The sequence below is a fragment of the [Limnothrix rosea] IAM M-220 genome (assembly GCF_001904615.1).
In the GTDB taxonomy this organism is placed as follows: domain Bacteria; phylum Cyanobacteriota; class Cyanobacteriia; order Cyanobacteriales; family MRBY01; genus MRBY01.
The window spans coordinates 47,263-71,272 of the sequence record NZ_MRBY01000015.1; the positions used below are offsets into that span (position 1 = coordinate 47,263).

Annotated in this window: 21 protein-coding genes; 12 read left to right on the forward strand and 9 right to left on the reverse strand. The window is 45.4% G+C overall.

Annotated elements, in window-relative coordinates; all coding sequences use genetic code 11:
- The first annotated feature begins 90 nt into the window (after positions 1–90).
- A complete protein-coding gene (locus NIES208_RS08245) occupies positions 91–1,107 on the forward strand; it encodes a type I glyceraldehyde-3-phosphate dehydrogenase (protein WP_075891615.1) in 1,017 nt (338 codons plus the stop codon).
- A gap of 125 nt (positions 1,108–1,232) precedes the next feature.
- Here NIES208_RS08245 and NIES208_RS08250 read toward each other — a convergent pair whose 3' ends face one another.
- The 4 genes from NIES208_RS08250 to NIES208_RS08265 form a co-directional block, all read right to left on the reverse strand.
- Entirely contained in the window at positions 1,233–2,984 is a 1,752-nt protein-coding gene (locus NIES208_RS08250; protein WP_075891676.1) for an Rqc2 family fibronectin-binding protein, read from the reverse strand.
- 64 nt (positions 2,985–3,048) lie between these two features.
- Positions 3,049–3,630 carry a hypothetical protein gene (locus tag NIES208_RS08255; protein ID WP_075891617.1) on the reverse strand — a complete coding sequence of 194 codons (582 nt, stop codon included), beginning with the start codon at positions 3,628–3,630 and terminating at the stop codon, positions 3,049–3,051.
- 15 nt (positions 3,631–3,645) lie between these two features.
- Positions 3,646–5,256: a YcjF family protein gene (locus tag NIES208_RS08260; RefSeq protein ID WP_075891619.1), complete on the reverse strand. Its 1,611-nt coding sequence runs from the start codon at positions 5,254–5,256 to the stop codon at positions 3,646–3,648.
- 64 nt (positions 5,257–5,320) lie between these two features.
- On the reverse strand, positions 5,321–6,019 hold the full coding sequence (locus tag NIES208_RS08265) for a Uma2 family endonuclease (protein WP_075891678.1): 699 nt from the start codon (positions 6,017–6,019) through the stop codon (positions 5,321–5,323).
- Between the two features lie 165 nt (positions 6,020–6,184).
- On the opposite strand from NIES208_RS08265, the gene NIES208_RS08270 reads away from it, so the two are divergent.
- From NIES208_RS08270 to NIES208_RS08300, 7 genes are all read left to right on the forward strand, one after another.
- Entirely contained in the window at positions 6,185–6,790 is a 606-nt protein-coding gene (locus NIES208_RS08270) for a DUF3611 family protein (protein WP_075891621.1), read from the forward strand.
- Between the two features lie 26 nt (positions 6,791–6,816).
- Entirely contained in the window at positions 6,817–7,179 is a 363-nt protein-coding gene (locus tag NIES208_RS08275) for a DUF565 domain-containing protein (RefSeq protein ID WP_075891623.1), read from the forward strand.
- 131 nt (positions 7,180–7,310) lie between these two features.
- Positions 7,311–9,773 carry an ATP-dependent Clp protease ATP-binding subunit gene (locus tag NIES208_RS08280; protein WP_075891625.1) on the forward strand — a complete coding sequence of 821 codons (2,463 nt, stop codon included), beginning with the start codon at positions 7,311–7,313 and terminating at the stop codon, positions 9,771–9,773.
- 217 nt (positions 9,774–9,990) lie between these two features.
- Positions 9,991–10,416: a DUF4278 domain-containing protein gene (locus NIES208_RS08285; RefSeq protein WP_075891627.1), complete on the forward strand. Its 426-nt coding sequence runs from the start codon at positions 9,991–9,993 to the stop codon at positions 10,414–10,416.
- A 184-nt stretch (positions 10,417–10,600) separates the two neighbouring features.
- On the forward strand, positions 10,601–12,016 hold the full coding sequence (locus tag NIES208_RS08290; RefSeq protein WP_075891629.1) for a serine/threonine-protein kinase: 1,416 nt from the start codon (positions 10,601–10,603) through the stop codon (positions 12,014–12,016).
- Positions 12,017–12,419: 403 nt separating this feature from the next.
- On the forward strand, positions 12,420–12,578 hold the full coding sequence (locus NIES208_RS08295) for a YqaE/Pmp3 family membrane protein (RefSeq protein WP_075891631.1): 159 nt from the start codon (positions 12,420–12,422) through the stop codon (positions 12,576–12,578).
- A gap of 169 nt (positions 12,579–12,747) precedes the next feature.
- Positions 12,748–14,517 (forward strand): ABC transporter ATP-binding protein, encoded by a 1,770-nt coding sequence (locus tag NIES208_RS08300; protein ID WP_075891633.1) that lies wholly within the window; start codon positions 12,748–12,750, stop codon positions 14,515–14,517.
- A 144-nt stretch (positions 14,518–14,661) separates the two neighbouring features.
- On the opposite strand, the gene NIES208_RS08305 is transcribed toward NIES208_RS08300, so the two are convergent.
- Together NIES208_RS08305 and trxA are read right to left on the reverse strand one after the other, a co-directional pair.
- Positions 14,662–15,150, reverse strand: a complete 489-nt coding sequence (locus NIES208_RS08305) for a hypothetical protein (protein WP_075891634.1) — start codon at positions 15,148–15,150, stop codon at positions 14,662–14,664.
- Between the two features lie 328 nt (positions 15,151–15,478).
- Positions 15,479–15,802, reverse strand: a complete 324-nt coding sequence (gene trxA / locus NIES208_RS08310) for a thioredoxin (protein ID WP_075891636.1) — start codon at positions 15,800–15,802, stop codon at positions 15,479–15,481.
- A 110-nt stretch (positions 15,803–15,912) separates the two neighbouring features.
- Between trxA and fabG the strand changes: the two genes are divergently transcribed.
- Positions 15,913–16,671: a 3-oxoacyl-[acyl-carrier-protein] reductase gene (gene fabG, locus NIES208_RS08315; RefSeq protein WP_075891638.1), complete on the forward strand. Its 759-nt coding sequence runs from the start codon at positions 15,913–15,915 to the stop codon at positions 16,669–16,671.
- A gap of 610 nt (positions 16,672–17,281) precedes the next feature.
- Here fabG and NIES208_RS08320 read toward each other — a convergent pair.
- Both NIES208_RS08320 and NIES208_RS08325 read right to left on the reverse strand, forming a co-directional pair.
- Positions 17,282–18,049: a sigma-70 family RNA polymerase sigma factor gene (locus NIES208_RS08320; RefSeq protein ID WP_075891640.1), complete on the reverse strand. Its 768-nt coding sequence runs from the start codon at positions 18,047–18,049 to the stop codon at positions 17,282–17,284.
- Between the two features lie 291 nt (positions 18,050–18,340).
- The gene (locus NIES208_RS08325; protein WP_225875277.1) at positions 18,341–19,189 is read right to left on the reverse strand and encodes a tetratricopeptide repeat protein; all 849 of its coding nucleotides are present in this window, start codon (positions 19,187–19,189) and stop codon (positions 18,341–18,343) included.
- Positions 19,190–19,506: 317 nt separating this feature from the next.
- Here NIES208_RS08325 and NIES208_RS08335 point away from each other — a divergent pair, with 317 nt between their 5' ends.
- Both NIES208_RS08335 and NIES208_RS08340 read left to right on the forward strand, forming a co-directional pair.
- Positions 19,507–21,528, forward strand: a complete 2,022-nt coding sequence (locus tag NIES208_RS08335; RefSeq protein ID WP_075891644.1) for an elongation factor G — start codon at positions 19,507–19,509, stop codon at positions 21,526–21,528.
- A gap of 173 nt (positions 21,529–21,701) precedes the next feature.
- Positions 21,702–22,286 carry a SanA/YdcF family protein gene (locus NIES208_RS08340; protein ID WP_075891646.1) on the forward strand — a complete coding sequence of 195 codons (585 nt, stop codon included), beginning with the start codon at positions 21,702–21,704 and terminating at the stop codon, positions 22,284–22,286.
- A gap of 293 nt (positions 22,287–22,579) precedes the next feature.
- Here NIES208_RS08340 and NIES208_RS08345 read toward each other — a convergent pair whose 3' ends face one another.
- Entirely contained in the window at positions 22,580–22,813 is a 234-nt protein-coding gene (locus NIES208_RS08345) for a hypothetical protein (protein ID WP_075891648.1), read from the reverse strand.
- Positions 22,814–23,229: 416 nt separating this feature from the next.
- Between NIES208_RS08345 and NIES208_RS08350 the strand changes: the two genes are divergently transcribed.
- Positions 23,230–24,000, forward strand: a complete 771-nt coding sequence (locus NIES208_RS08350; protein ID WP_084176576.1) for an EAL domain-containing protein — start codon at positions 23,230–23,232, stop codon at positions 23,998–24,000.
- The last annotated feature ends 10 nt before the right edge of the window (positions 24,001–24,010 follow it).

Here is a 24,010-nt window from a genome sequence, read left to right on the forward strand (position 1 = left end):
GGGGATCGAATTGTGCAGTCTTTGATATGATTGGGGTCATCAAATGAAAATTTTTATTGCAATTTAGTCTAAAACAGAGGGTAAGACGCGGTGATTAGAGTAGCGATCAATGGATTCGGACGCATCGGACGTAATTTTTTGAGATGCTGGGCAGGTCGTACAGATAGTCAACTTCAAGTCGTCGGTATCAATGCTACAACCGATACTAAAGCAAATGCCCACATGCTCCGTTACGACACAATGTTGGGTAAGTTTGACGGCGATATTAGCTACGACGCAAACACACTTACAGTTAATGGCAACATTATCAAGTGCTGTTCTGACAGAAATCCCCTAAATCTCCCTTGGAAGGATTGGGAAGTAGACCTCGTTATTGAATCTACAGGTGTTTTCAATACGGAAGAAGGCGCTTCCAAGCACCTCACTGCTGGTGCGAAGAAAGCATTAATTACAGCCCCCGGCAAAGGCGGACATATCGGCACTTATGTTGTGGGTGTAAACGACCATGAATATGGTCACAATAAGCAAAACGTTGTGAGTAACGCAAGCTGTACAACCAACTGTCTTGCGCCTATCGTCAAAGTTCTCCACGAGCGTTTTGGCATTGTTAAGGGTGTAATGACCACTGTTCACAGTTACACTGGCGACCAACGTATTCTCGACAATAGCCACCGTGATATGCGTCGTGCGCGTGCTGCTGCTGAGAACATTGTTCCTACTTCTACTGGTGCAGCGAAGGCCGTTGCGCTTGTGATCCCCGAAATGCAGGGTAAGCTCACAGGTATCGCCATGCGTGTCCCGACTCCTAATGTTTCGGTTGTTGACCTTGTGGCTCAGGTTTCTAAGCCCACGATCGCCGACGAAATCAACCAAGTTCTCAAAGAAGCTTCTGAGACTTCGATGAAGGGCATTCTTGGTTATACTGACGAGCCTCTCGTTTCTTGCGATTTCCGTGGCACTGATGTTTCTTCTACTATTGACAGCAGTCTGACCCTGGCGCTGGATGGCGACATGATTAAAGTTGTTGCTTGGTATGATAACGAGTGGGGTTATTCTCAGCGGGTTGTTGACCTTGCTGAAATCGTTGCGAAGAACTGGGAAGAGTAGGTTTTAAATGCTGCTCGCATGGGTCGCTAAATTTCTAGATTAGTTAAGGCATTACGATTTAATTTATTTGAAATGAACGAGATCTTCGGGTCTCGCTTTTTTTATGGGTTATTAAGATGTGATCGTCAGTCTAGGGCTTGGCTCTGGGAGGCGATCGCCTGTTTAGCGCGTTCAGGCTTGCCCCAGAGAATGGTTTCGCGTTTATAAATGCACATACCGGGTTTTGCACCTTTGGGTTTATAAACGTTTTTCGGTTTGGTGTAGATGATGGGCACTTGGTCGCTTTGGCTAGCGCGACTGTAATAGGCCGCAAAATCAGCGGCGAGTTGTAATTCTTTTTCGTCGGGGGTTTCACCGGGTTCAAGGCGTAGGAGCACGTGACTACCCGGAATTTCTTGGCTATGGAACCAAATATCGTAGTCATTGGCGACACGAAACGTGAGGTTATCATTCTGTTGATTATTGCGGCCAATCCATAGTTCGCCGCCAGATGGGGTTGGATAAATATGGGGTTTGGAGATGTCTTTTTTACTGGCATTGCTGCGGTCTGAGGCGAGATATTTTTCCTGGATTAGTTCTTCTTTAATTTCCTGCAAAGCCTCTAAATCATTGGCATTTTGGTATGTGGTCAACTGCTCTAAACTGCTTTCGATTTGTTCTAAATAATGAATTTCAGTATTTACCTCATCGAGGAGGGGCTGCACAATTTGATTGGCACGTTTTAACTTTTGGTGTTGTTTATAAAAGGCTTGGGCATTTTGCACGGCATTTTTGTCGGGCTTGAGGGGGATTGTGATCGGTTCACCTGTTTCAAAATCATTGAGAGTAATTTCTGTCATCCCCACTTTCCACTCGTGGAGAAAGGACATCATCAAGTCGCCGTATTGCCGGAAGGTTTCTGCGCCTTGGGATTGCTCTAGTCGTTCTGAAAATGTTTTTGCTTTTTGGCGTAATTTCTTGAGAATTGTATTTAGTTTTTGCTGGAGCTGATGGCGTAGTTGTTGGAATTGCTGCTCATTGAGGCGATCGCCGTAATATTTGCTCACCAAACCCTGTAAATTATCAGTTCTTTTCCCTGCCAAATTTTGCCAATGAATCACGCTATAACCATCGGCCAACTTGATTGGGGAGAAATCTTCTTGATTGAGACTATGCAGCCAGTTTTGCCACTGGGTGAATAAAGCTTGCCATTGCTCTGGAGTGACCTCATGGGCATTTTGGGAAGATGCTAAATCCGCTGCCCCAATCATATTTTCGAGGAGTAATGGACTGACACCACGGTAGTTAGAAAGTAATTGTTTTTTTAAGGTTTTTGGTAATAAAGCAACTCGCTCTTGCCAACGCTCAAAAGTTTCATCAAGGCTGGGAGCAGTTTTCGTTAGGGCAGGGGGAACTTGGTAGGGTTGCCCCGTTTCGACGGGACGAATAGTGGAGCGATCGCTAGTAATTTGTTGGGCAGTGGTAATAATTTTGTGATCAGCATCGGTGAGGATCACATTGCTATGTTTCCCCATAATTTCGACGTAGAGATGAAACTTTGCCGGATCACCGGGACGTGTACCAAACTGCAAATCCACAACCCGTTCCCAAGGCTGAATGAATTCCATGGCGACCAATGCTGAACCCTTAATTAGATGGCGTAACTGCTCACTAAAGGTAAAGGTATCGGGATCTCGCGGCGGACGATCGCCCATGTGTAGTCGTGCCGCTTGGGGATGCCAAGAAACCCACAGCCAATCTCGCTTTTGCAGAGTGCGTAGAGCCAAACAAATCGTTTGTTTGTCGTATTGATAAACCTGCTCCAATTTTGCCGGAACCCAATCCCGCCGAAGTTCCGCCACCAACGCCACTAACGTTGTGTAGTCCACCGCTTGTATTTTCATCTTCTACCTCCACGCACAGACTTAGATCATGAACGAAAAGGCGATCGCCTGCCAAGTGTTATGCAGGATCAGACGGCGATAAAGCCTCTAAATAAGACCGAATATACTTTTGCCCACGCTGAATAAAAAACTCAGAAAACATTTCGCCGTAATCCTTTTCCACTAGAGCCATTGCCGCTTCTAGCCGCTGCCGGCCACACATTATGAATTGCGCTGCCGAATTAGCGTGAAATTCCCGCACTGCCGTTTCAGAATTATTTTTAAATCCATCTAAATACAAACCCCGCACCCGTTGCACGTAATCTTTTTCTTCAGGGGCAAACTCCACCTTACCGATGCTGGGAAATTCCAACTCAACTCGCTTCATAAAGCCCATTACCAAATTCATGCAGACTCTGGTTTGCTCCACGGATAATGCCTGTTCCGCGCCGCGCCGAAACGCCCACTGGGTAATGCCATTAGTCACTTCTAATGCCCGTAGCTTGGCAATTTTGTCTAAACTTGACTCCGGCAACTGGGATAGCGTTGCCATGCATTCTTGGATGAGCTGCTGAAAACTTTCAAAGTCTGTCTCAAAAAACGCTTCTAGTTCTGGCACTGCCGCCAGCTTTTGCCAATCGACTTCACGCTCTATATTCATCTCAAATTCTCCCAGCTACCACTCGTCACGACGGCGACGTTTTGGTGTTGTCCATTCTAATTCTGAAAGCTCTGGGTTCTCTTCAAACTCAATTTGCCACATATCTTTGAAAGGATTTACAACTTTAAGCAGTGCTTCACCGACAAAATCTTTAACAAACTCATCTTTTTTGCTGAGTTGAAATTGCTCTTGCACCACCTCAGTAATGCCGCCATCGCCCCAATCTTGGTCGTTACTAAAATATTCGATAAAACTTTTTCCGGCAATGCGCGTCAAATAAGCCGCCGTCACTCCTTGAATAGCTTTGCCCACCACAAAAGTTGCGACGTTCGTTTGTAAAACCCGCGCCAACATTTCCACTGCGCCTTTGACAACGCCTAAACTGACGAGAGTTTTGCCGAGGGATACCGCCAACTCTTTGCCGCGATCGCCGTCAATTTCGCAGCCATAGACCCGCCCAATTTCCATCACCATCTGGGCATTTACCGCCGCCGTCGCCAGCATATCCACCACAGGCAAAGGCGTGACCGCAATCACTCCCGCTCCAATCCACTGATACCGTTCAATAACTTGCTCTGCTTGTTTTTTGCGTTGATGGTCAATGATGCGGCGAGTTTCTTCGGTGAGGCGTTTCGATTGCAACAGTAGATTGTCCGCCAGTAAATTATCCCCTTCCGCCCGCAGCACCGTCGCCAAGCGTTCCATCAGCGGCACAACTTCTGGTTCCGGTTCATAAAGTTCGCCATTTTCTAGCTCAAAGGGTTGAGGGTTGGCACAGACGGGAATTACGTCAGCCTCAGCGATCAAATGATGCACTTTACTTTTGAGGCGATCGCCAATAATTTCTTGATCTTCTTCCGTATAAAGATCAACCTTATTAAACACGAGGAGCGATCGTTTCCCCAATTCCGCCAACTCACACAGCGGTTCAAACTCCGATTGCCGGAGATCATTATCCACCACAAATAACAGTAAATCCGCCGTCGTCGCCAAATCCCGCGCCAGCTCATCCCGCTGCACACCCGCCTCACCCATCTCCAAAATACCGGGCGTATCCGTAATCACAATGTCGCGCTTTAATCCCTTGAGCTTTAAACGAAACTGTTTTCCCAACTTCGTTGTACCCATCGTTGCCTCCACATTGCCGACAATCTCGCCGATCATGGCATTCACCAAAGAAGTCTTCCCCGCCGAACCTGTCCCAAACACTGCGACTTGTAATTCGTTCCGCTCAAAACTGGCTTGAATTTCCTGCGATCGCCCCAACAGCACTTTGCGAGCCACTTCGTCCTGAATTTGCGAAACCTGCTGCTGCACCACCTGAAGATTCGCTGCCGCGACCTCAGTTTTTTCAGTAGGAAGTTGGGGGATATCCGGAGTCGAGACCGACCGACGCACTCTTTTCTTGCGCGATTTATTTAGACCAAAAAGATTGAAATAGCGAACAAATGTCCATAAAATCAGCCCGATTAAGCCAATCAATAACAAAATCAGGATATTTGCCAGAAACGGCGCAGTAAACGAAACCTGAAGATAAAGACGATACAGCGAATTGATCAACCACAAAATTAGCCCCAGCACCACACTGAGACCAATAAAAAATAGCGTTAACCGAATCGGATTCATCAACCGCCGACAGACACAAACATTAAACGATTATCATAGCCTGTCCTTTTGCCGCTGCTGAGAGTCAAACTTCATCGGGGTCTAACCCTAGGGACCGCATTTTTTCTTGCAACTTAGCTAGTTTTGTTTCAGCATCTTGCCGTCGCTGCTGTTCTGCCTGCAAATTATTTTCGGCATTTTTACGTTGCTGATCCATTTCTTGGAAAGAAACAAATGGTTTTCCATCCGGTCGAAAAATACTCAGTGTTTCTTCTGCGAGCGTAAAAGTAATGCCGAGACGAGGACTTGTCCAATTATCAATCGGCTCAATGACATTAAAAACTCCCTCTTGAGCCAGCCATCCCGCCAAATCATTTTTATTAGGATCGTAGAGGTAATATTCTTCGACACCATGCAGCTCATAAAATCGCTGTTTTAGTTGCATATCAAGCAATTTATTACCCGGCGACAGAATTTCAAAGACAACTTGTGGCGGGATATTACCCTCTAACCATTGTTGATAGGAACCGCGATAACCTTTGGGGCGACCAAAAACGACCATTGCATCCGGCGCACGGCGAGTTTTGTTATCACCTTCGATGGGATACCACAGTAGATCCCCTGCCACAAATACATTTTCATCATCGGCGAAGAGCAGTTCGAGATTTTCTTTAATCGTAACAATCCACTGAAATTGCAACGTATTATCTGCCATCGGTTGCCCGTCACTGTCTGGATATTTGATTTTGCCCGTCGTCGAGTCTGGAGAGAACTGTTGCACCATCGCCATGAGTCTCTATGAGATTGCTTTTTATTCTAGCCGAGAGATTTGTTAGGGAAATGTAGACAGACGATCGCCCCCCGATTTCCCATCGAGACTACTAGAAAGCAAAGAACCTATGACAAAATAGATCAAGAAAAAGCCGTTTAACAACCGACAAAACCCTTTATGAAACGTTCCTCATCAGGAGCCTTAACCGGGAATTCAATCCCCATCGCTATCCTGCGCGCCTCCGCAACCCTGAGATTTGCCGGAAACATTGGTTTTTGGGTTCAACTTGTTTTAGGTGTCGTTGCCGCTTTAATCCTGCTCTTTGCCAGTGCTAGCCTCGTCGGTGGCGATAATACCGCTGCCGCCCAACAAGATCCAACATTCAGCCAAGGCAGCACCTTTGGCGTTTTCTGTGCAGCTGGCGGCATTGTGGCTTTAGTCGTCAGTATATTTTTCTTCTTTCGCTATAAAACCATTGCCCGGTTAATGCTCGTCGATGACAATGCCCTACGCCCCAAAAAATCCTATACCTTGCAGACTATCAAATTCGGATTACTCGCCAATCTCCTAGGCATGATGTCCGCCATTATTGGCGCAGAAGCATTTGTCGGCTTAGTCATTGGTAAAGCCTTAACGATTCCCCAAGGGGCGGTTTTCTCGAACACATCCCAGCTCATCCAACCCAAAGACCTTTTTATTATCCTCGCCAATACCCACACGATCGCCTCACACTTCACCGGCATCGTCGTCGCCCTATGGCTCCTCAACCAACTCAACAAATAAATTTTGACTACTGGTAATTTTTAAAGATGCAGCGTACCCGACTCAACACCCTGTTTGACGACAGTCTCGTAAAATTTGGGCAATTTTTCCAAAATCCTTGGCGACGTTTTGCCCTTATTATCATTAGTCTGCTTTTCGGTAACTTTATTGGAACCGTTGTACCGACAACTGCCGGACAAACTGCCGCTTGGGATCCCGTGGTTGGAGGTATTTTGTTAGTCATTCTTGAAGTGATGAGCCGCCTTTATTACAAACGTCCGAGATGGTTGCGGCGATCGCCAGACGAAGAACTTAACCAAGGCAGGAACCTCACCTTTGAACTCATTAACGTCTTTAAAATTGGTTTAATGTACGGCCTCATTGTCGAAGCCCTAGAGATCGGTTCGTAGCGAATGTTACCGGACGCTGCCTAGGAGTATAAACCGAATCAAAAACCGTTCTAGGAGCGCGAAACCAAAATTTTACCCTGTGTTAGAATCAACCTTACATACGGGACTAGCAGCAGGTACAAAAACAGATCATGTTTGAACGCTTCACAGAAAAAGCTATTAAGGTGATTATGCTTGCCCAAGAGGAAGCTCGTCGCCTTGGTCACAACTTCGTTGGTACGGAGCAAATCCTCCTCGGTCTCATCGGTGAGGGTACTGGCGTAGCCGCAAAGGTACTCCGGTCTATGGGAGTCAATCTCAAGGATGCTCGCATTGAAGTTGAAAAAATTATTGGACGGGGATCTGGCTTTGTTGCCGTAGAAATTCCTTTTACACCTAGAGCAAAGAGAGTCTTAGAGCTATCCCTTGAGGAAGCCCGTCAACTCGGTCACAACTATATCGGCACTGAACATTTATTGCTAGGTCTCATTCGGGAAGGTGAGGGAGTTGCAGCTAGAGTCCTTGAAAACTTAGGTGTTGATCTTTCTAAGGTAAGAACCCAGGTTATCCGTATGTTGGGTGAAACCGCTGAGGTCGCAGCTGGTAGCGGTGGCTCCCGCAGCAACAAAACACCGACTCTTGATGAGTTTGGCTCAAATTTAACGCAGTTGGCAAAGGACAGTAAACTTGACCCCGTTGTCGGTCGTCAAAAAGAGATTGAGCGGGTTATCCAGATTCTTGGTCGCCGTACGAAGAACAATCCTGTACTCATTGGTGAGCCGGGGGTTGGTAAAACGGCGATCGCCGAAGGTCTAGCCCAGCGCATTTCCACTGGTGATGTCCCAGATATCCTCGAAGAAAAGCGCGTGGTTACCCTTGATATCGGTCTGCTCGTTGCAGGTACTAAGTATCGCGGTGAATTTGAGGAACGCCTCAAAAAAATCATGGATGAGGTGCGCCAAGCTGGCAACGTCATCCTTGTCATTGACGAGGTTCACACCCTGATTGGTGCTGGTGCAGCGGAAGGTGCCATTGATGCCGCAAATATCCTCAAGCCTGCTTTGGCTCGTGGTGAACTGCAATGTATCGGTGCGACTACCCTCGATGAGTACCGCAAGCACATTGAACGGGATGCCGCGTTAGAGCGTCGTTTCCAGCCCGTCATGGTGGGTGAGCCTTCCGTTGAAGAAACCATCGAAATTCTCTTTGGTCTCCGCGAACGCTATGAGCAACACCATAAGCTCAAAATCCTTGATGAGGCACTCGATGCAGCAGCAAAATTAGCAGATCGTTATATCAGCGATCGCTTCCTCCCCGATAAGGCCATTGACCTTATTGACGAAGCTGGATCTCGCGTCCGCCTCATCAATTCCCAACTTCCTGCTGAAGCAAAAGAGCTAGACAAGGAACTGCGGGGTGTCCTCAAAGACAAGGATGAAGCAGTGCGTTCCCAAGAGTTTGACAAAGCCGGTGAACTGCGCGACCGCGAAATGTCTATTAAGGCAGAAATTCGGGCGATCGCCGCCAGCCAAAAAGAGAAAAAGACTGACATCGACGCAGTCGTTGATGCCGAAGAGATCGCCCACATCGTTGCATCTTGGACAGGCGTACCTCTCAACAAACTCACCGAGAGCGAATCCGTCAAGCTCCTCAATATGGAAGAAACTTTGCACCAACGTTTAATTGGTCAAGAAGATGCCGTGAGAGCTGTATCCCGTGCGATCCGTCGTGCCCGCGTTGGCCTCAAGAACCCCAACCGTCCCATTGCAAGTTTCGTCTTCTCTGGTCCTACCGGTGTGGGTAAAACCGAGCTCACCAAATCCTTGGCAGCTTACTTCTTCGGCTCTGAGGATGCAATGATTCGTCTGGATATGTCCGAATTTATGGAGCGTCACACCGTATCCAAGTTGATCGGTTCCCCTCCAGGCTATGTCGGCTATAACGAAGGTGGTCAGCTCACTGAAGCCGTTCGTCGTCGTCCTTATACCGTCATTCTCTTTGATGAGATTGAAAAAGCACACCCCGATATCTTCAATATGCTTCTGCAAATCCTTGAAGATGGTCGTTTGACTGATGCGAAGGGTCGTACCGTTGACTTCAAGAACACCCTCATTATCTTGACTTCCAATATTGGTTCCAAGGTTATTGAGAAAGGTGGTGGCGGTCTCGGTTTCGAGTTCGGTGATGATGCGGCTGAGTCCCAGTACAACCGGATTCGCTCCCTTGTAAATGAGGAATTGAAGCAATACTTCCGTCCTGAATTCTTGAACCGTCTCGACGAAATCATCGTATTCCGTCAGCTCAACAAGGAAGAAGTCAAGGAGATCTCCGAGATTCTGCTCAAGGATGTCTTTAAGCGTCTAACAGAGCAAGAGATCGAGCTACAAGTTACTGACAAATTTAAAGAACGTCTTGTCGAGGAAGGTTATAACCCAGCCTACGGCGCGCGTCCATTACGTCGAGCCATTATGCGTCTCCTAGAGGATGTCCTTGCTGAGGAAATTCTTTCTGGTCGCGTTAGTTCTGGTGACACAGCTATTGTCGATATTAGTGAAGAAGGTAAGGTTGCTGTTCGTAAAGAAGAGCGCAAACCTGAACTTGTAGAGCAGGCCTAAAGAGTTGATGGCCTCAGTCATCTCATCTGAGTATGGCTTAGGTCCCATAGACAAATTACTTGAATAAAATAAGAGGGGCTTTACGGCTCCTTTTTTTTGTGCCTAATCGTTATGAAAAATGATGCAAATATAAATTTTTCCTGATATAAATGCAAATTTAAGGTGGTTAATGTAACAATATTTACAGAAATAGTTATGGAATGTTGAAGAGGAAAATATGAAATTGACATATCGTGGTGTCTCTTACGAGCACGTACCAACATCCTTAGAAGTGACAGAAGGAAATATTCTCGGCAAATATCGTGGCCAAGTAACTCACCGTCGTTGTGTTGCTAGTGAAATTAAACGTCCGGAGTCTGAATCTGTACTTCTGCACTACCGTGGCAATTTGTACTCAACGATGCAATCGGTCATTCCAGCGTCTTTGCGGGAGCGTTCTGTTGGTCATCAGGCTCCAGCACCGTCTTGTCCGGTAAAATTACCTCAGCTTTCGCAGTTGATGAGTCAGGATGTGCGCCAAGTACATCTTGAAAATATGCGCCGGAGTTTAGAGCGTCGTATTCAGTCTGCTCAGGCTAGTGGTGATCAGCATCTTGTGAATTTGCTTAGACAAGAATCTCATAATCTACGGGCTTCCCATTAGGCGATCGCCCCAAGCTCCGATTAAGTCCGATTAAGTATATAAATTTCATAGTTTTTTTGAGAAAGTCATTGTGGCTTTCTTTTTTTTATTTTTAAGCGCAACATTGAAATTTTTCTTTGTAGATTTAGATGCTGCTTCATAATAGGGTTATGTGGTTTTGGCGCAATATTTGTAAACGGTGATTATGATCGGGCAACTTCTTGACGGACGGTACAAGATTAGGGAATCTCTTGCAGCTGGGGGGTTTGGCCAAACTTTCCTAGCAGAGGATATTAAGCAATTTAATAAAGTTTGTGTTGTCAAGCAGCTTAAGCCAAGTTTTACCAACCCAGAAGCGTTACAGGTGGCGCGGCGACTTTTTGAATCGGAAGCACAGCTGCTAAATCGTTTGGGGGATCATGATCAAATTCCCCATTTGCTAGCTTATTTTGAGGAAAATCAAGAATTTTTTCTGGTGCAAGATTTTGTCGAGGGTCATAGTCTGGAAAAGGAAATTATAGTGGGCAAAAAACAAAGTGAAGCCTATGGGATCGCCCTCCTTGAAAGTGTGTTGGAGCCTTTGGCTTTTATCCATGGGCAAAAGGTAATTCACCGCGATATCAAACCTGCTAATTTAATTCGACGGCAACAGGATGGCAAAGTTGTTTTGATTGATTTTGGTGCGGTGAAGGAACTCGCGGCCACGCAGGTCAATGCTCAGGGGAAAACGCAAATGGGCACAATCATTGGCACACCGGGCTACATGTCTAGTGAACAGGGACGCGGTAAACCAAAGCTCAGTAGTGATGTTTATGCTATTGGGATGATCATTGTGCAGGCTTTAACGGGCAAAATTCCGCCCATGGGCTACAACACTAATGATGAGCTCTATGAAGATCCCAATACGGCTGAAATTATGTGGCGACAGGATGCGGAGGTTTCGCCCCAGTTTGCTGCCATTCTCGATAGGATGATTTGCTATGATTTTCGGCAACGGTATCGTTCTGCGCTGGAGGTCAAACAGGCGATCGCCGCCCTCTCTTCACAGTCTTCTCACCTTGCGCCAACAGCCTTAAATTCAAATCATCAAACTGTTTTGCAAGACAGTATTCCAGAAACCGCCCTAAACATTCCCCAGCCACAAGTTCATCTCGCCAAATCTCCCCAAGCCCCTATCGCTGCACCAAAAAAACACTGGGCGAGGGTTGCCTTTCGAGGGTTTCAGCGATTCGTTGGCATCTCATTTTTGATCATGGGTTTGCCCATTAGTATCTATGCCACCTTTGAAATGAATAATATGTCCGTGCCCCAAGAGGAGCGGGAAAATGCCATGGCAGCTCTCATCATTTTCGGTTTGCCTTTCACGGCATCAGGGGGCTGGATGCTGTACAGTTTGCATCGACGGGTGCGTAAAGAAAAATTTGATTCTGATTGGTTGCGACAAAATTTTTACCACGCCATTGAAGCGAACCAAGGCGAAATTAGTATTCTGAAATTTGCGCAAACATCTAAGCTATCAGGCAAAGAGTCCCAGCGATATCTTGAAGCTCGGGTAAAAGAATTTAACGGTGATGTTCAGCGATCGCCTGACGGAGAAACGATTTACCGTTTTAAATTATAAAATATTGATATTTTTCTTCTTTTGCCTTTTTTAAATGCCCTTTTTCTGACTCTTTTTTATAGGAAATTAATGGAAAAACGTTGAATGAAAATTGTCATATAAATTAGTCAGGTAAATTTAAACGAGATTTCAGTCATCTTAGGAAAGGAACCATATCATCTAGGCGAAAAAGGCTATATTTCTTTCAGCACAAGACTTTCAGATAATGTCTTTGCTTTCTCTCAGAACTGATTAAAGCGGCATTTTGTATTTTTTTAAGAAAAATCCCAAAGAAATAAACATATTTCAAAACGGATAATTTATATCGGACGGGGTAGGGCTTCTTATACTTCTCTATACATGACTAGGCTATAAACCTAGTCTATTGTGAATATTGAACATAGATATTTCAATAAAAAAATCAATGGATATTGTTAGGATTATTGTCGCCATTTTTCTCCCTCCTTTAGGTGTTTTCTTACAAGTTGGTATTGGCCCCCAGTTTTGGATTAATATTCTGCTTACGTTGTTGGGTTACATTCCCGGTATCGTCCACGCCATTTGGATTATTGCAAGACGCTAATGCTTAAAAATTTAGGCATATTTAGCGAGAAGGAAAAGTAAAAATTTAAAAAACATCAGTTAATGTTCGCTGTTTCGACTGTTTTTTCGGTAGCTAGATTTCGCGCTCCATAGGTGTGGAACTTAGACGGGTTATGATCGCTGGATACTAGAACTGTATTCTGCTTTTTATGACCTCTCCGATAAAACGTCTACTGAAATACGGCGATCGCCACCAGACTCAGATCAATCAGGCGATCGCCTGTTCTGTTTTAAATAAGATTTTTGATCTCGCGCCACCAGCTTTGATTGGTATGGCGGTGGATACCGTGATCGAAAAAGAAGATTCCTTTGTCGCCCAGTTTGGCGTAACGAGTTTAGTCGGTCAGCTATTCGTTATTTGCGTGGTATCGCTACTCATTTGGAGTGCCGAATCTGTCTTTGAATATTTGTACCAACGGCTATGGCGCAACCTCGCCCAAAAAATGCAGCATGAGCTACGGCTGGATGGCTATAGTCATTTGCAAGATTTGGAGTTGGGCTATTTTGAAGAACGCAGTACGGGCGAACTTTTAGCGTTACTCAATGACGACATTAATCAGTTAGAGCGATTTCTTGATGTCGGTGCCAATGAAATTCTGCAAGTTTTAACCACAGTTGTGCTCATCGGCGGCATTTTTATTTACTTCACGCCGACGGTTGCTTGGATGGCACTTTTGCCTGTGCCGATTATTGTTTGGGGTTCCATTAGCTTCCAAAAAAGATTAGCGCCTTTGTATGGGGATGTGCGGGAAAAAGTAAGTTTACTCAGCACCCGTCTCTCGAATAATCTTAGCGGTATCACGACGATTAAAAGTTTTACAACGGAGCATTTTGAACTGGATCGTTTGCGGTTTGATAGTCTTGCCTATGTGAAAAGTAATAATCGGGCGATCGCCTTTAGTGCCGCATTTGTGCCGTTAATTCGCATCGCAATTTTGGCTGGCTTTACCGCAATTTTATTTTTCGGTGGTTTACAAGTTGAAAGTGGCACCCTCGCTGTTGGAACTTACAGCGTTCTCGTGTTTATGACTCAGCGTTTGCTATGGCCGCTAACTCGTTTGGGTCAAACTTTGGACTTGTACCAACGGGCAATGGCATCGACAAAACGTGTTTTTAATTTGCTTGATACGCCGATTAGTATCCGATCCGGCGAAAAGGCATTACCCACCCATACGGTTAAAGGTGCAATCAATCTTTCTAACGTCAAATTTGGCTATAAGGATCGCGCCACTGTCCTAGAGAATTTTTCCCTTAGTGTTCCGGCAGGTCAAACGATCGCCATTGTGGGAGCAACGGGTTCTGGCAAAAGTACCATTGTGAAATTGCTACTGCGTTTTTATGAACTCGATAGCGGCAAAATCACCCTTGATGGTTTAGATATTCGCGACATTTACCTGAAGGATTTGCGGCAGGCGATCGGTTTAGTAAGCCAAGATGTTTTTCTGTTTCACGGCACAGTGGCAGACAATATCGCCTACGGCAACACAGATGTTTCCCTCACCGCAATTCAGCATGCTGCCAAATTAGCGGAAGCCGACGAATTTATTGAAGCACTGCCCTACAAATATGACACCATTGTGGGAGAAAGAGGACAAAGATTATCCGGTGGTCAACGACAGAGATTGGCGATCGCCCGCGCCATTCTCAAAGATCCCCCAATCCTCATTCTCGATGAAGCCACCTCTGCGGTTGATAACGAAACCGAAGCAGCCATCGCTAAATCTTTAGAACACATTACCCAAAATCGCACCACCGTGGCGATCGCCCACCGACTATCCACCATTCGCCATTCCGACTGTATCTATGTTATGGATCAAGGCAAAATTGTTGAGTCAGGGACCCACGAAGAACTACTCACACAACAAGGCATTTACAATAATCTGTGGCAAGTGCAAACCGGGGCAAAAATCACCGCCTAATAGACCCATAAATTCAAGCAATATTTTTTAGTACAATCCCCCTAAAAGCAAAACCCCCTCAATCAATAAGGGGGTACTTTTATGCCCAAAATATTTTCACTTCTTTTAATAACTTCTGTGATAAAACATTTCAGCGTTTCTCATTTAAATTTCTAGAGGCGCTTCCGTCCCACATTGTGCAAGAACGCTATTTGCCAAGTTACTGACGATATCAATTAGATGAAAGCCTTCCGGCACAATCTGAGTGGTAGTGTGTTCACCAGTATTGGCGACTAACGCACTTTCTTCATAGTTTAGCTGGTGCTCATAGGCAACTTGCTCGTAGGGATCCACCACCGCTAGATCAAGCTTGCCATTGGCTACTTTCCCAGAGAAGCAAGCATACTCAGAACTGACTTGATAGAACGCACCTTTAACGCTGTTTTCTTCGCCCAGCTGCATCACGATATAGTCATGTCCAATTTGACCCGCTTCAGGAGTTGTCCCAAATAAATAAGTATTTGTGTCGCTATTGGTCGGCATCGCCGTAGCAAAACTAGGGGCGATCGCCATCAATCCCAGACCTAAAGCGATTTTTGTTGCACTACCTGCAAGAACTTTTGTAACTTTTTTTTGAAATTGTTGCCAAACCATTGTTTCCTTACCTCAACCATCTACACCCGCAGAATTAACCGATCAACGCTGCTGAAATAATCTTTTATTCAAAACTAAATCAACGCTATTTTCGATATCTTCCTGCCTTTCCCTCCTTTGAATGTAGCGTAAAAGCAAATATCAATGGAAGGGAAAGAGAGCCTTTCTTTTCATAAGTTTACGAAACCTTTTTTATACAAAAAAAAAGACTCTGATTTGAGTCAAATAATAATATTTATAGGTTAGTTAGAACTATGATCTTGGTCACAAAATAAACTGTTTTACCTTCTATTTCTACCGTGATAGAGAGGGGATGTATTATTGAGTACTACTTTCGAATGACTTGGCGTAACTGTTGCATCAACTGAGGGGCAGGGACAACGCCTTCGGCACGAAAGGCAACTTGCTTATTTTTGTAAAGCACGATGGTGGGATAGGCATGAACACCATGTTGAGAAGCTAAAGTATTGTAGCGATCGCCGTCGATTTTAACGATTTGTATTTCATCGAGCATTTGCACACTGACCTGTTCTAAAACTTGGCTCATCACCTGGCAAGGGCCGCACCAAGTTGCATAAAAATCAATTAATACTGGTTTTTGAGAGTTTTCGATCATTTCTTGAAAACTAGCAAATTTTTTCTTAACAGCCATTCTTGAAGTTTCTCCCGGAAGCATTGTGGACGAAAATGTTGCGATCGCCCTTATCATCCTCCTATGATAACCCAGTCGAAAATAAGCATTATTTTTTGGAGAAATCGGTAATGGAGTTACTCCCTCAACAACGCCTTAAGGGTCAAGTCGCGGTTATTACAGGCGCTTCACGGGGTATTGGCAAAGCAACGGCGATCGCCCTTGCCTCAGAAGGCGCAAAGGTCGTCATCAACTACGCCCGTTCTAGCGATGCAGCAGAAGCTTTAGTGGCTGAAATTACCGAAGCTGGCGGTGAGGCGATCGCCCTCCAAGCCGACGTATCCCAAGCCGATCAAGTCGATAACCTCATCAAACAAACCCTAGACCAATGGGGACAAATCGACATTTTGGTAAACAATGCCGGTATCACCAAAGACACCCTGTTGATGCGCATGAAGCCTGAGACATGGCAAGCAGTCATCGACCTAAACCTGACAGGTGTATTTCTTTGCACCAAGGCCGTCACCAAAACCATGATGAAAAAACGCTACGGTCGCATTATTAATATCACTTCCGTTGCCGGTTTAATGGGAAATCCCGGCCAAGCAAATTACAGCGCCGCGAAAGCAGGCGTTATTGGTTTTACCAAAACAGTTGCCAAGGAACTTTCCAGCCGTAACGTTACAGTAAACGCCGTCGCACCCGGTTTTATCGCCACCGACATGACCGAAGGTTTGGACAACGAAGATATCCTCAAGTACATTCCCCTTGGGCGTTTTGGCAAGCCGGAGGAAATTGCCGGCATGATTCGTTTCCTTGCAGCAGACCCGGCCGCAGCCTATGTTACAGGGCAAACCTTTAATGTCGATGGTGGTATGGTCATGCATTAAATCATTTTTATAAAGTCATCATAGTTAACGTGAGTTTTGCTTAAGCATGCTCGGAAGTACGACGCGGTGAATGGGAGAGCGAGAGATCAGGAGATGTTTCTATGCAAACAATCCTACTAGCTTTCAAAAAATGCAAATTTTCGTGGCTTCCCCGTGTCTCTCCCTCTCCGTGTCTCCTTTTCTCTAAAGAAGTTTGGCTACATTCTGATCCATAACTGACGTTAGTTAAGACATCTGACAGGCCTTAAAGCCTTGTCTTATAGGGGTTTAACATCTTAAGCCCCGGTCTATCTTGCCTGCCACGACAATAGAACTGCATTATTGTAAAAAATAGCCCTGAGCTAAAATCCCCCCTTGCTCTCGTGTACTAAGGGGGGATAACTATATTGAATTAAAAAAATCAAAACGAATTTAACTTGATACCAAATGATTTTGGAGAATCTATAGTCAAAACCACTAAAATTGAGAGACTTAATATGCTTTAAAGCTTTATTTTGTCAGGGTTTAGCATGTTGAACCCCTACTAATCTTGTAAACTGGGACTCTATCAATAAAATCTTAAATCATTTATAAAATAAGAATTTTAGTTTACCCATTTTATGGGTTTGGGTTAAGCCGCCTGAGGTTCTAGCAGCTGATTCATTTGTTGCATGCCTTTTTTCAGGTGGCGGGAAACTGTCATCGGACTAATGCCAATGCGCTTTGCTGCTTCGGTGCGGGGTAATTCTTCTAGGCAGACGAGTTGAATTGCATCTTTTGTTCGTTTTTCTAGATGTACAAACACATCTTGGAGTTGTAACTTAATTTCTTCGCGTTGTTGCTGTTCTAAATTATGGTTGTCTGGCAATGTTTCGCCGAGGGTGACTGTGTCGTCAGCGTTGTTTCCGAGGGTGACATCGAGACTAATGAGTAGGCGATTTTTCCAGGCGAGCTCGCAGTCTTGCCAATCTTTTGTGCTGACACCTAGGGCTGCGGCTAATTCGTGATCTTGGGGCGATCGCCCCAGGTCTGTGCGGAGTTTGCGGCGGAGTTTTTGACCTTTAGAATGTAGCTCTTGCCAAACCCGGGGAATTTTGATCATACTGCCGCGATCGCGGAGGTAATGTAAAATTTCGCCACGGATGTAGGGCATTGCAAAGGAGCTAAACGCCACACCACGGTCGGCATTGAAGCGTTCTACAGCTCGGATTAAACCAAAAACAGCGACCTGTTCTAAGTCTTCATAGGTCTCAGCACAAGTGCGGCTCATTTGATAGGCCACCTTGCGGACAAGTCCTAAATTTAGTTGTACGAGACGATTGCGAAGACAAACATTAGGCTGCTGCGCATAACGCTTAAACAAAGCTAAATCTTCGGAAAACTGGGAACGTCGGTTCATAAGTCAGTTCGGTATTCACCGCCATAAATGTAGACTTTATGAGATGCACATTAAAAATTCACGTTAAGTTCATTTTCCGTGTTCCTGATTCACCACACCATTGTTTATTTACGGAACTTTGGTCGGTCTAAAATATTCGGCTGCGGGCAAATCCCCTGAGTAATTTGCTGGCTGAGATTTCAAAAGCGACAATAAGAACCTACGTAGATGCGCCAAAAAGCTGATTTCATGATGTCAAAATCTTGCTATGAGGCCTTAGGCGATCGCCACCGCTATATAGTTTATCGCCCTTTAAAGCTGCTGACGCAACTCGCGCGTAACTTGTGCCCAACCGGTTTGACCCTGCTGGGTATACAGAAGTAAAGCATAGTCTAATAAGGGTTGTGCGGCACTTTGCCGTTCGTTACGAATTAAAATTTTTGCGGCCGCGAGGTATGCATTGGCATAATTTGGGTCGATCTGACTGGCGGTACGGAAAGATGTGAGGGCGGCTTCTGAGTTACCACGGGCTGCGGCGATACGTCCTTGTAGGTAATGGGCTGTTGCTAAACGGGAATTGCGACTGAGTACTTCGTTAGTCAGGGTTGTGGCTTCTTTGAGGCGATCGCCATTGAGATACACTTCAGCTAGTTGTAGGGAAGCTTCATTTAGTTCAGGGGTGAGGCGACGGGCTGTTTCCCAAGCCTGAACAGCGGCTTCCACACGACCAAATTGCCGATGGATGAGACCAAGATTGTAGTGGGCAAGGGCAAGGTTTGGTTCAATGGCGATCGCCAGCTCTAGATATTGCTGCGCTTGGGACCAGTTTTGGACATCGGTCAAAATCCCCCCCACACTGGCATACCCAAGGGCAAAATTAGGCTGGAGCACAACCGTCTGGTAAAAGGCATTGGCAGCTCCCTGTAAATCACCCGATTGCCTCAGTGCTAAACCAAGATTGTAATGGGCTTGCCACAGGGCGGGATCAAGGGCGATCGCCTCATTAAACAACCGAATCCCTTGGGAGAGTTGTCCCTGCTGCACCTGCTGTAAACCTTGGGACATTTTCTCCTTTGCCGCCGGCGTTGTCGGGGTAATTACCGGGAAAGAACTACTTTGCTTTACTTGGGGCGATCGCCCTTCTGCCGCGAGGGGAAACATTACCAGACCCAGAAAAAAGAAATAACAACCTAGGCGAAAAAGATTACGAGAAATGAATAGATCTATCACAAGATTTACAGATGTTTATTGAACTTTAAAATCAGTCCGACATACCTTACAAGACATATCGATTTTAGTCAGTCAGCCCCCAAATACAGCTAGTCTGACAACAGATCAAGGCAGTGACCATAACCGATCCCCAATGATGAATAGACCACGCACTGGTAAATTTGCTGTCCTTGCCGTTAGAGAATTTCGCGATAACTTTTTCTAACATAGCCTTCGTTATTACATCCAAAAAATAGGGTTTTAAAAATATGAATAAGCCGATAAAAAACATTCGTAATATCGCGATCATTGGCCCCTACTCTTCAGGTAAAACAACTCTCCTCGAAAGTCTACTTTTTGTCACCGAAAAAATCACTCGCAAAGGTTCTATTACCCAACACAATACGGTTGGCGACAGCAGTCAAGAAGCCCGCGATCGCACCATGAGCGTTGAGGTATCCGTTGCCAGTACAAATCACGCAGATATCGATCTCACCTTTTTAGACTGTCCCGGTTCCATCGAATTTCTTCAGGAAACTTACAATGCCCTTGTGGGAGTAGGTACTGCCATTATCGTGTGCGAGCCGGAAACTGAGCGCATTCTAACCCTTGCGCCCCTATTTAAATTTTTAGATGATTGGGATATTCCCCACCTTGTTTTCATTAACAAGATGGATCGGGCGAAAAATAATTTCCTCGACATTCTCGATGCCCTAAAGCAAGCCTCTAGCCGTCCCCTTGTGCCCCAGCAATATCCGATTCGCAAAGATCGGGAATTGATTGGCTTTATTGATCTTGTGTCGGAACAGGCTTACCATTACCATCCCGACTCGCCCGCTGATCCCGTGCCGTTTCCTGCCGAACTGAAAGTTGAAGAGCAGATTACCCGCGAGGAAATGCTCGAAACGCTCGCTGATTTTGATGATGAGCTATTAGAAAAACTCCTTGAGGAAATTGCGCCATCATCTGAAGAAATTCTCCAAGATCTCCGCAAAGAACTTAGTGCTGATCAAGTTGTGCCCGTTATGTTTGGTATTGCCGACCAAGACTACGGCATTCGTCCTTTACTCGATGCCCTTGTTAAGGAGGCTCCAGCTCCGCCCGTCACGGCTAGTCGTCGTCAACTTAGAGCCAAAGAAAACGACACGATTGTTCAAGTTCTCAAAAACTTCTACACGCCCCAAGGTGGCAAATTATCCCTTGTCAGAGTGTGGCAAGGTGAACTGACTGAGGGCATGCTCCTCAATGGCGATCGCCCGGGGGGCATTTATCGTTTAATGGGTGCGCACCAACAGGCGATCCAAACGGCGGTCACGGGTGAAATTGTTGCTTTGGCACGGATGGAATCGATTACTGTGGGCGATACCCTTAGTCGCAGTGGTGAAGTGAAAGATCTACGCAAAGCTGAGATTATGCAGCCAGTCTACGCCTTGGCGATCGCCCCCGAACGGCGCAAAGACGAAGTAAAACTCAGTGCCGCCCTCGGCAAACTCATTGACGAAGATCCATCACTAGCTTGGGAACAGCACGGCGATACCCATGAGGTAATCCTTTGGGGACAAGGGGATATCCACCTCCAGGTCGCTTTAGATCGCCTAAACCGCAAATACAATATCCCGATGTCCACCCAGATGCCCAAAGTGCCCTACAAAGAAACCATTCGTAAAAGCGGCCATTCCCACGGACGCTATAAGCATCAAAGCGGTGGTCATGGCGCATTTGGTGATGTTCACCTCGACATTAAACCCCTATCGCGGGGCGGCGGCTTCCAATTTCACCAGAGTATTGTCGGTGGCGTTGTGCCGAAACAATATATTCCCGGCGTTGAAATGGGCGTAAAGGATTCTTTGCAGCGGGGGCCCTTGGGTTATCCCGTGGTCGATGTGGATGTCACCCTCACCAATGGCTCCTACCACTCTGTTGATAGTTCTGAACAGGCGTTTAAACAAGCTGCCCGCATCGCCATGACCGAGGGAATGCAAAATTGCGATCCCCAATTGCTCGAACCGATTTTGACGATTAATCTCTATATTCCCAATGAGTTCACCTCGAATGCTTTGCAATTGGTCAGTGGTAAGCGGGGTCAAATCCTTGGCTATGAAAGTGCGATGGACTGGCAAGGTTGGGATCACATTACAGCCCATTTCCCGATCGCCGAAATGCATAATCTCATTATTGAGCTGCGATCGCTGACTTTCGGAGTGGGCTTCTTTGATTGGCAATATGACCATCTGCAGGAAGTGCCAGAAAAGGTCTCGGAGAAAATTTTGTCCCATAACGGCTCGGACTAAAAATTTTTCATTTTTTTCCTGATTGCACCGCCCATCGCCACGAATAACGAAGTGGTAGATGCACCCGAACTCGCTCCTAAATTTTAAATTTGGGGGCAGTTTTTTTTGTCAATTTTTTGGAATCCCTTGGATATGGGATGAAGCTGTGGAAGCATAACCGAATTTTATGACCCATGAATTTTAAGCTTTTTCGTAATCCTGTTCGTCTTTGCAAAATTGGGACGATCGCCCTCATCTCCAGTACCAGTCTTGCCCTCAGCGCCATTTACCTTGACGGTAGCCGCAGCGCGATTCAAACGGCTGATTATGCGATTGTCTACGGTAATAAAGTTCATCCCAATGGCGCACCATCCCAAAGATTACAAGCACGGCTAGATCGGGCGATCGCCCTACACCAGAACGACAAGGTCAAAAAAGTCATGGTGAGTGGTGGCTTTGGTAAAGAAGGCCATGACGAAGCGATTGTTATGGCAAAATACCTAGAAGAAAAGGGTATTCCCAGTGATGAAATTGTGATTGATTCCTTAGGTAACAATAGTCATCTCACAGCGGTAAATGCGGCTGAGCTACTAGACACGGACAGCTCTGTGATTGCCGTCTCTCAGGTCTATCATCTTTCCCGCGCCAAACTTTCCCTTCGTAATAATGGCTTCCAAAAAGTGGGTTCAGCTCACCCTCCGATTTTTGAAAGATTCGATGTGTATTCTTCTCTGCGGGAAGTACCAGCATGGCTAAAATACTGGATTAGTGGCCATTAAATCAGTTTTGCCGCAAGGTTGTATGGTCGAAACTATCAACACTAAAACAGAAGAGGAGATGGAGATAAAGGAGCAAAATATGTTCCTCACCTAGCTTCGATCGACACCGACACACTGGGAAATCTCCTTTCACCCCATCCCCCACTCTCCCCTTCACCCTGTCACCGCTTTACTCAAACTTAGGTTGACGAAAAAACGGCGATCGCCCACAACCCAGCCAAAAAAAAAAACAGCCATTTAATGACTGCTTTTAAACTTAATTAAACAGACGAAGAGAAATATAAAAAGACCTTCTAGAAGCCACCGAATAAAATAATTTCCACCGCTGAAGCAAAGGCTGCACCAAGTAAAAAATAGTTCCAGAGCCAGCCAGTCATACGCTTTTCACCTAACTTACTTGTTTTGTTGCCCCCCGTAAAAAATAAAGACCATGCCTGAGTTGCAGTGATCGTTGCGCCGGTAAAGTCTTCTTGGAAAACAACGGGGGTTGAAGCACTTGCCGGAGTGTAATGAGTTCCTTGAGCCATGGGGAATTTAGTTCCTGAAATGAGCGACATCCACAGTGTAACGAATTATTACAAACCTAGGGTTGTGAATTGACTAAATAACGTCAGTTATAGATAAGAATGTAGCCAAAATTCTTTAGAGAAAAGGAGACACGGGAAAGCAACGAAAATTTGCATCTTTTGAAAGCTCGTATTGTTTGAATAGATGAGTAGAAACATCTCCCTATCTCTCGCTCTCCCATTCACCGCGTCGTACTTCCGAGCATTCTTAAGCAAAACTCACGTTATTTAATTACTGAGATTGATTAGTGTAACAGCGACCCTTAGGGGTTGAAGTTGTATTACTTTTTCGTGAAGACAGACTGACATTCCCTTGCGAAAAAATTGTTCAAGTTAAAATTAGACAGTTAAATATCAGATTCGACTGGAGAAACCCATTGGAAATCTCAGAAAAATATCGACAACCTTTAGAATGCAGTGCTTGTGCTGATAGTGTCGGATTAGACTTTGATTTCACGATGGCATTTCAGCCGATTGTCAATACAAAAAACCAAGAAATTTTTGCCTACGAAGCTTTAGTAAGGGGCATTAATAATGAGCCAGCAGGTGTCGTTTTTGAGCAGGTCAATGGTGATAATCTCTACCGATTTGATCAATGTTGCCGAACCAAGGCGATTAAGCTTGCTGCGGATTTATCTATGCCGACGCTCCTCAGCATTAATTTCATGCCAAATGCTGTATACCAACCGGAGTTGTGTATTCGTACCACACTCAATGCGGCGGAGACTTATGGCTTTCCCATTGAAAATATTATTTTTGAGATTACGGAAAGTGAAAAAGTGGAAGATTTAGAGCATCTAAAAAAGATTGTTGCCTACTACCGTGATCGGGGTTTTAAGACGGCTATTGATGATTTTGGGGCTGGCTATGCAGGACTAAATTTACTTTCGGAAATTCGCACGGATATTGTCAAATTAGATATGGCATTAATTCGTAATATTAATGAAGATTTGGTTAGACAGGTCATTATTAAAGGTGTTTTACAGGTATGTCAGGATTTACAAACTACTGTTATTGCGGAAGGTGTAGAGACAAAGGAAGAGCTTGTAACGCTCCAGTCATTTGGCATTGATCTTTTTCAAGGTTATTTGTTTGCAAAGCCGTTATTTCAACGACTAACGGCAGTTGATAAGATTGATTTTGATTGATTTTGTTTTG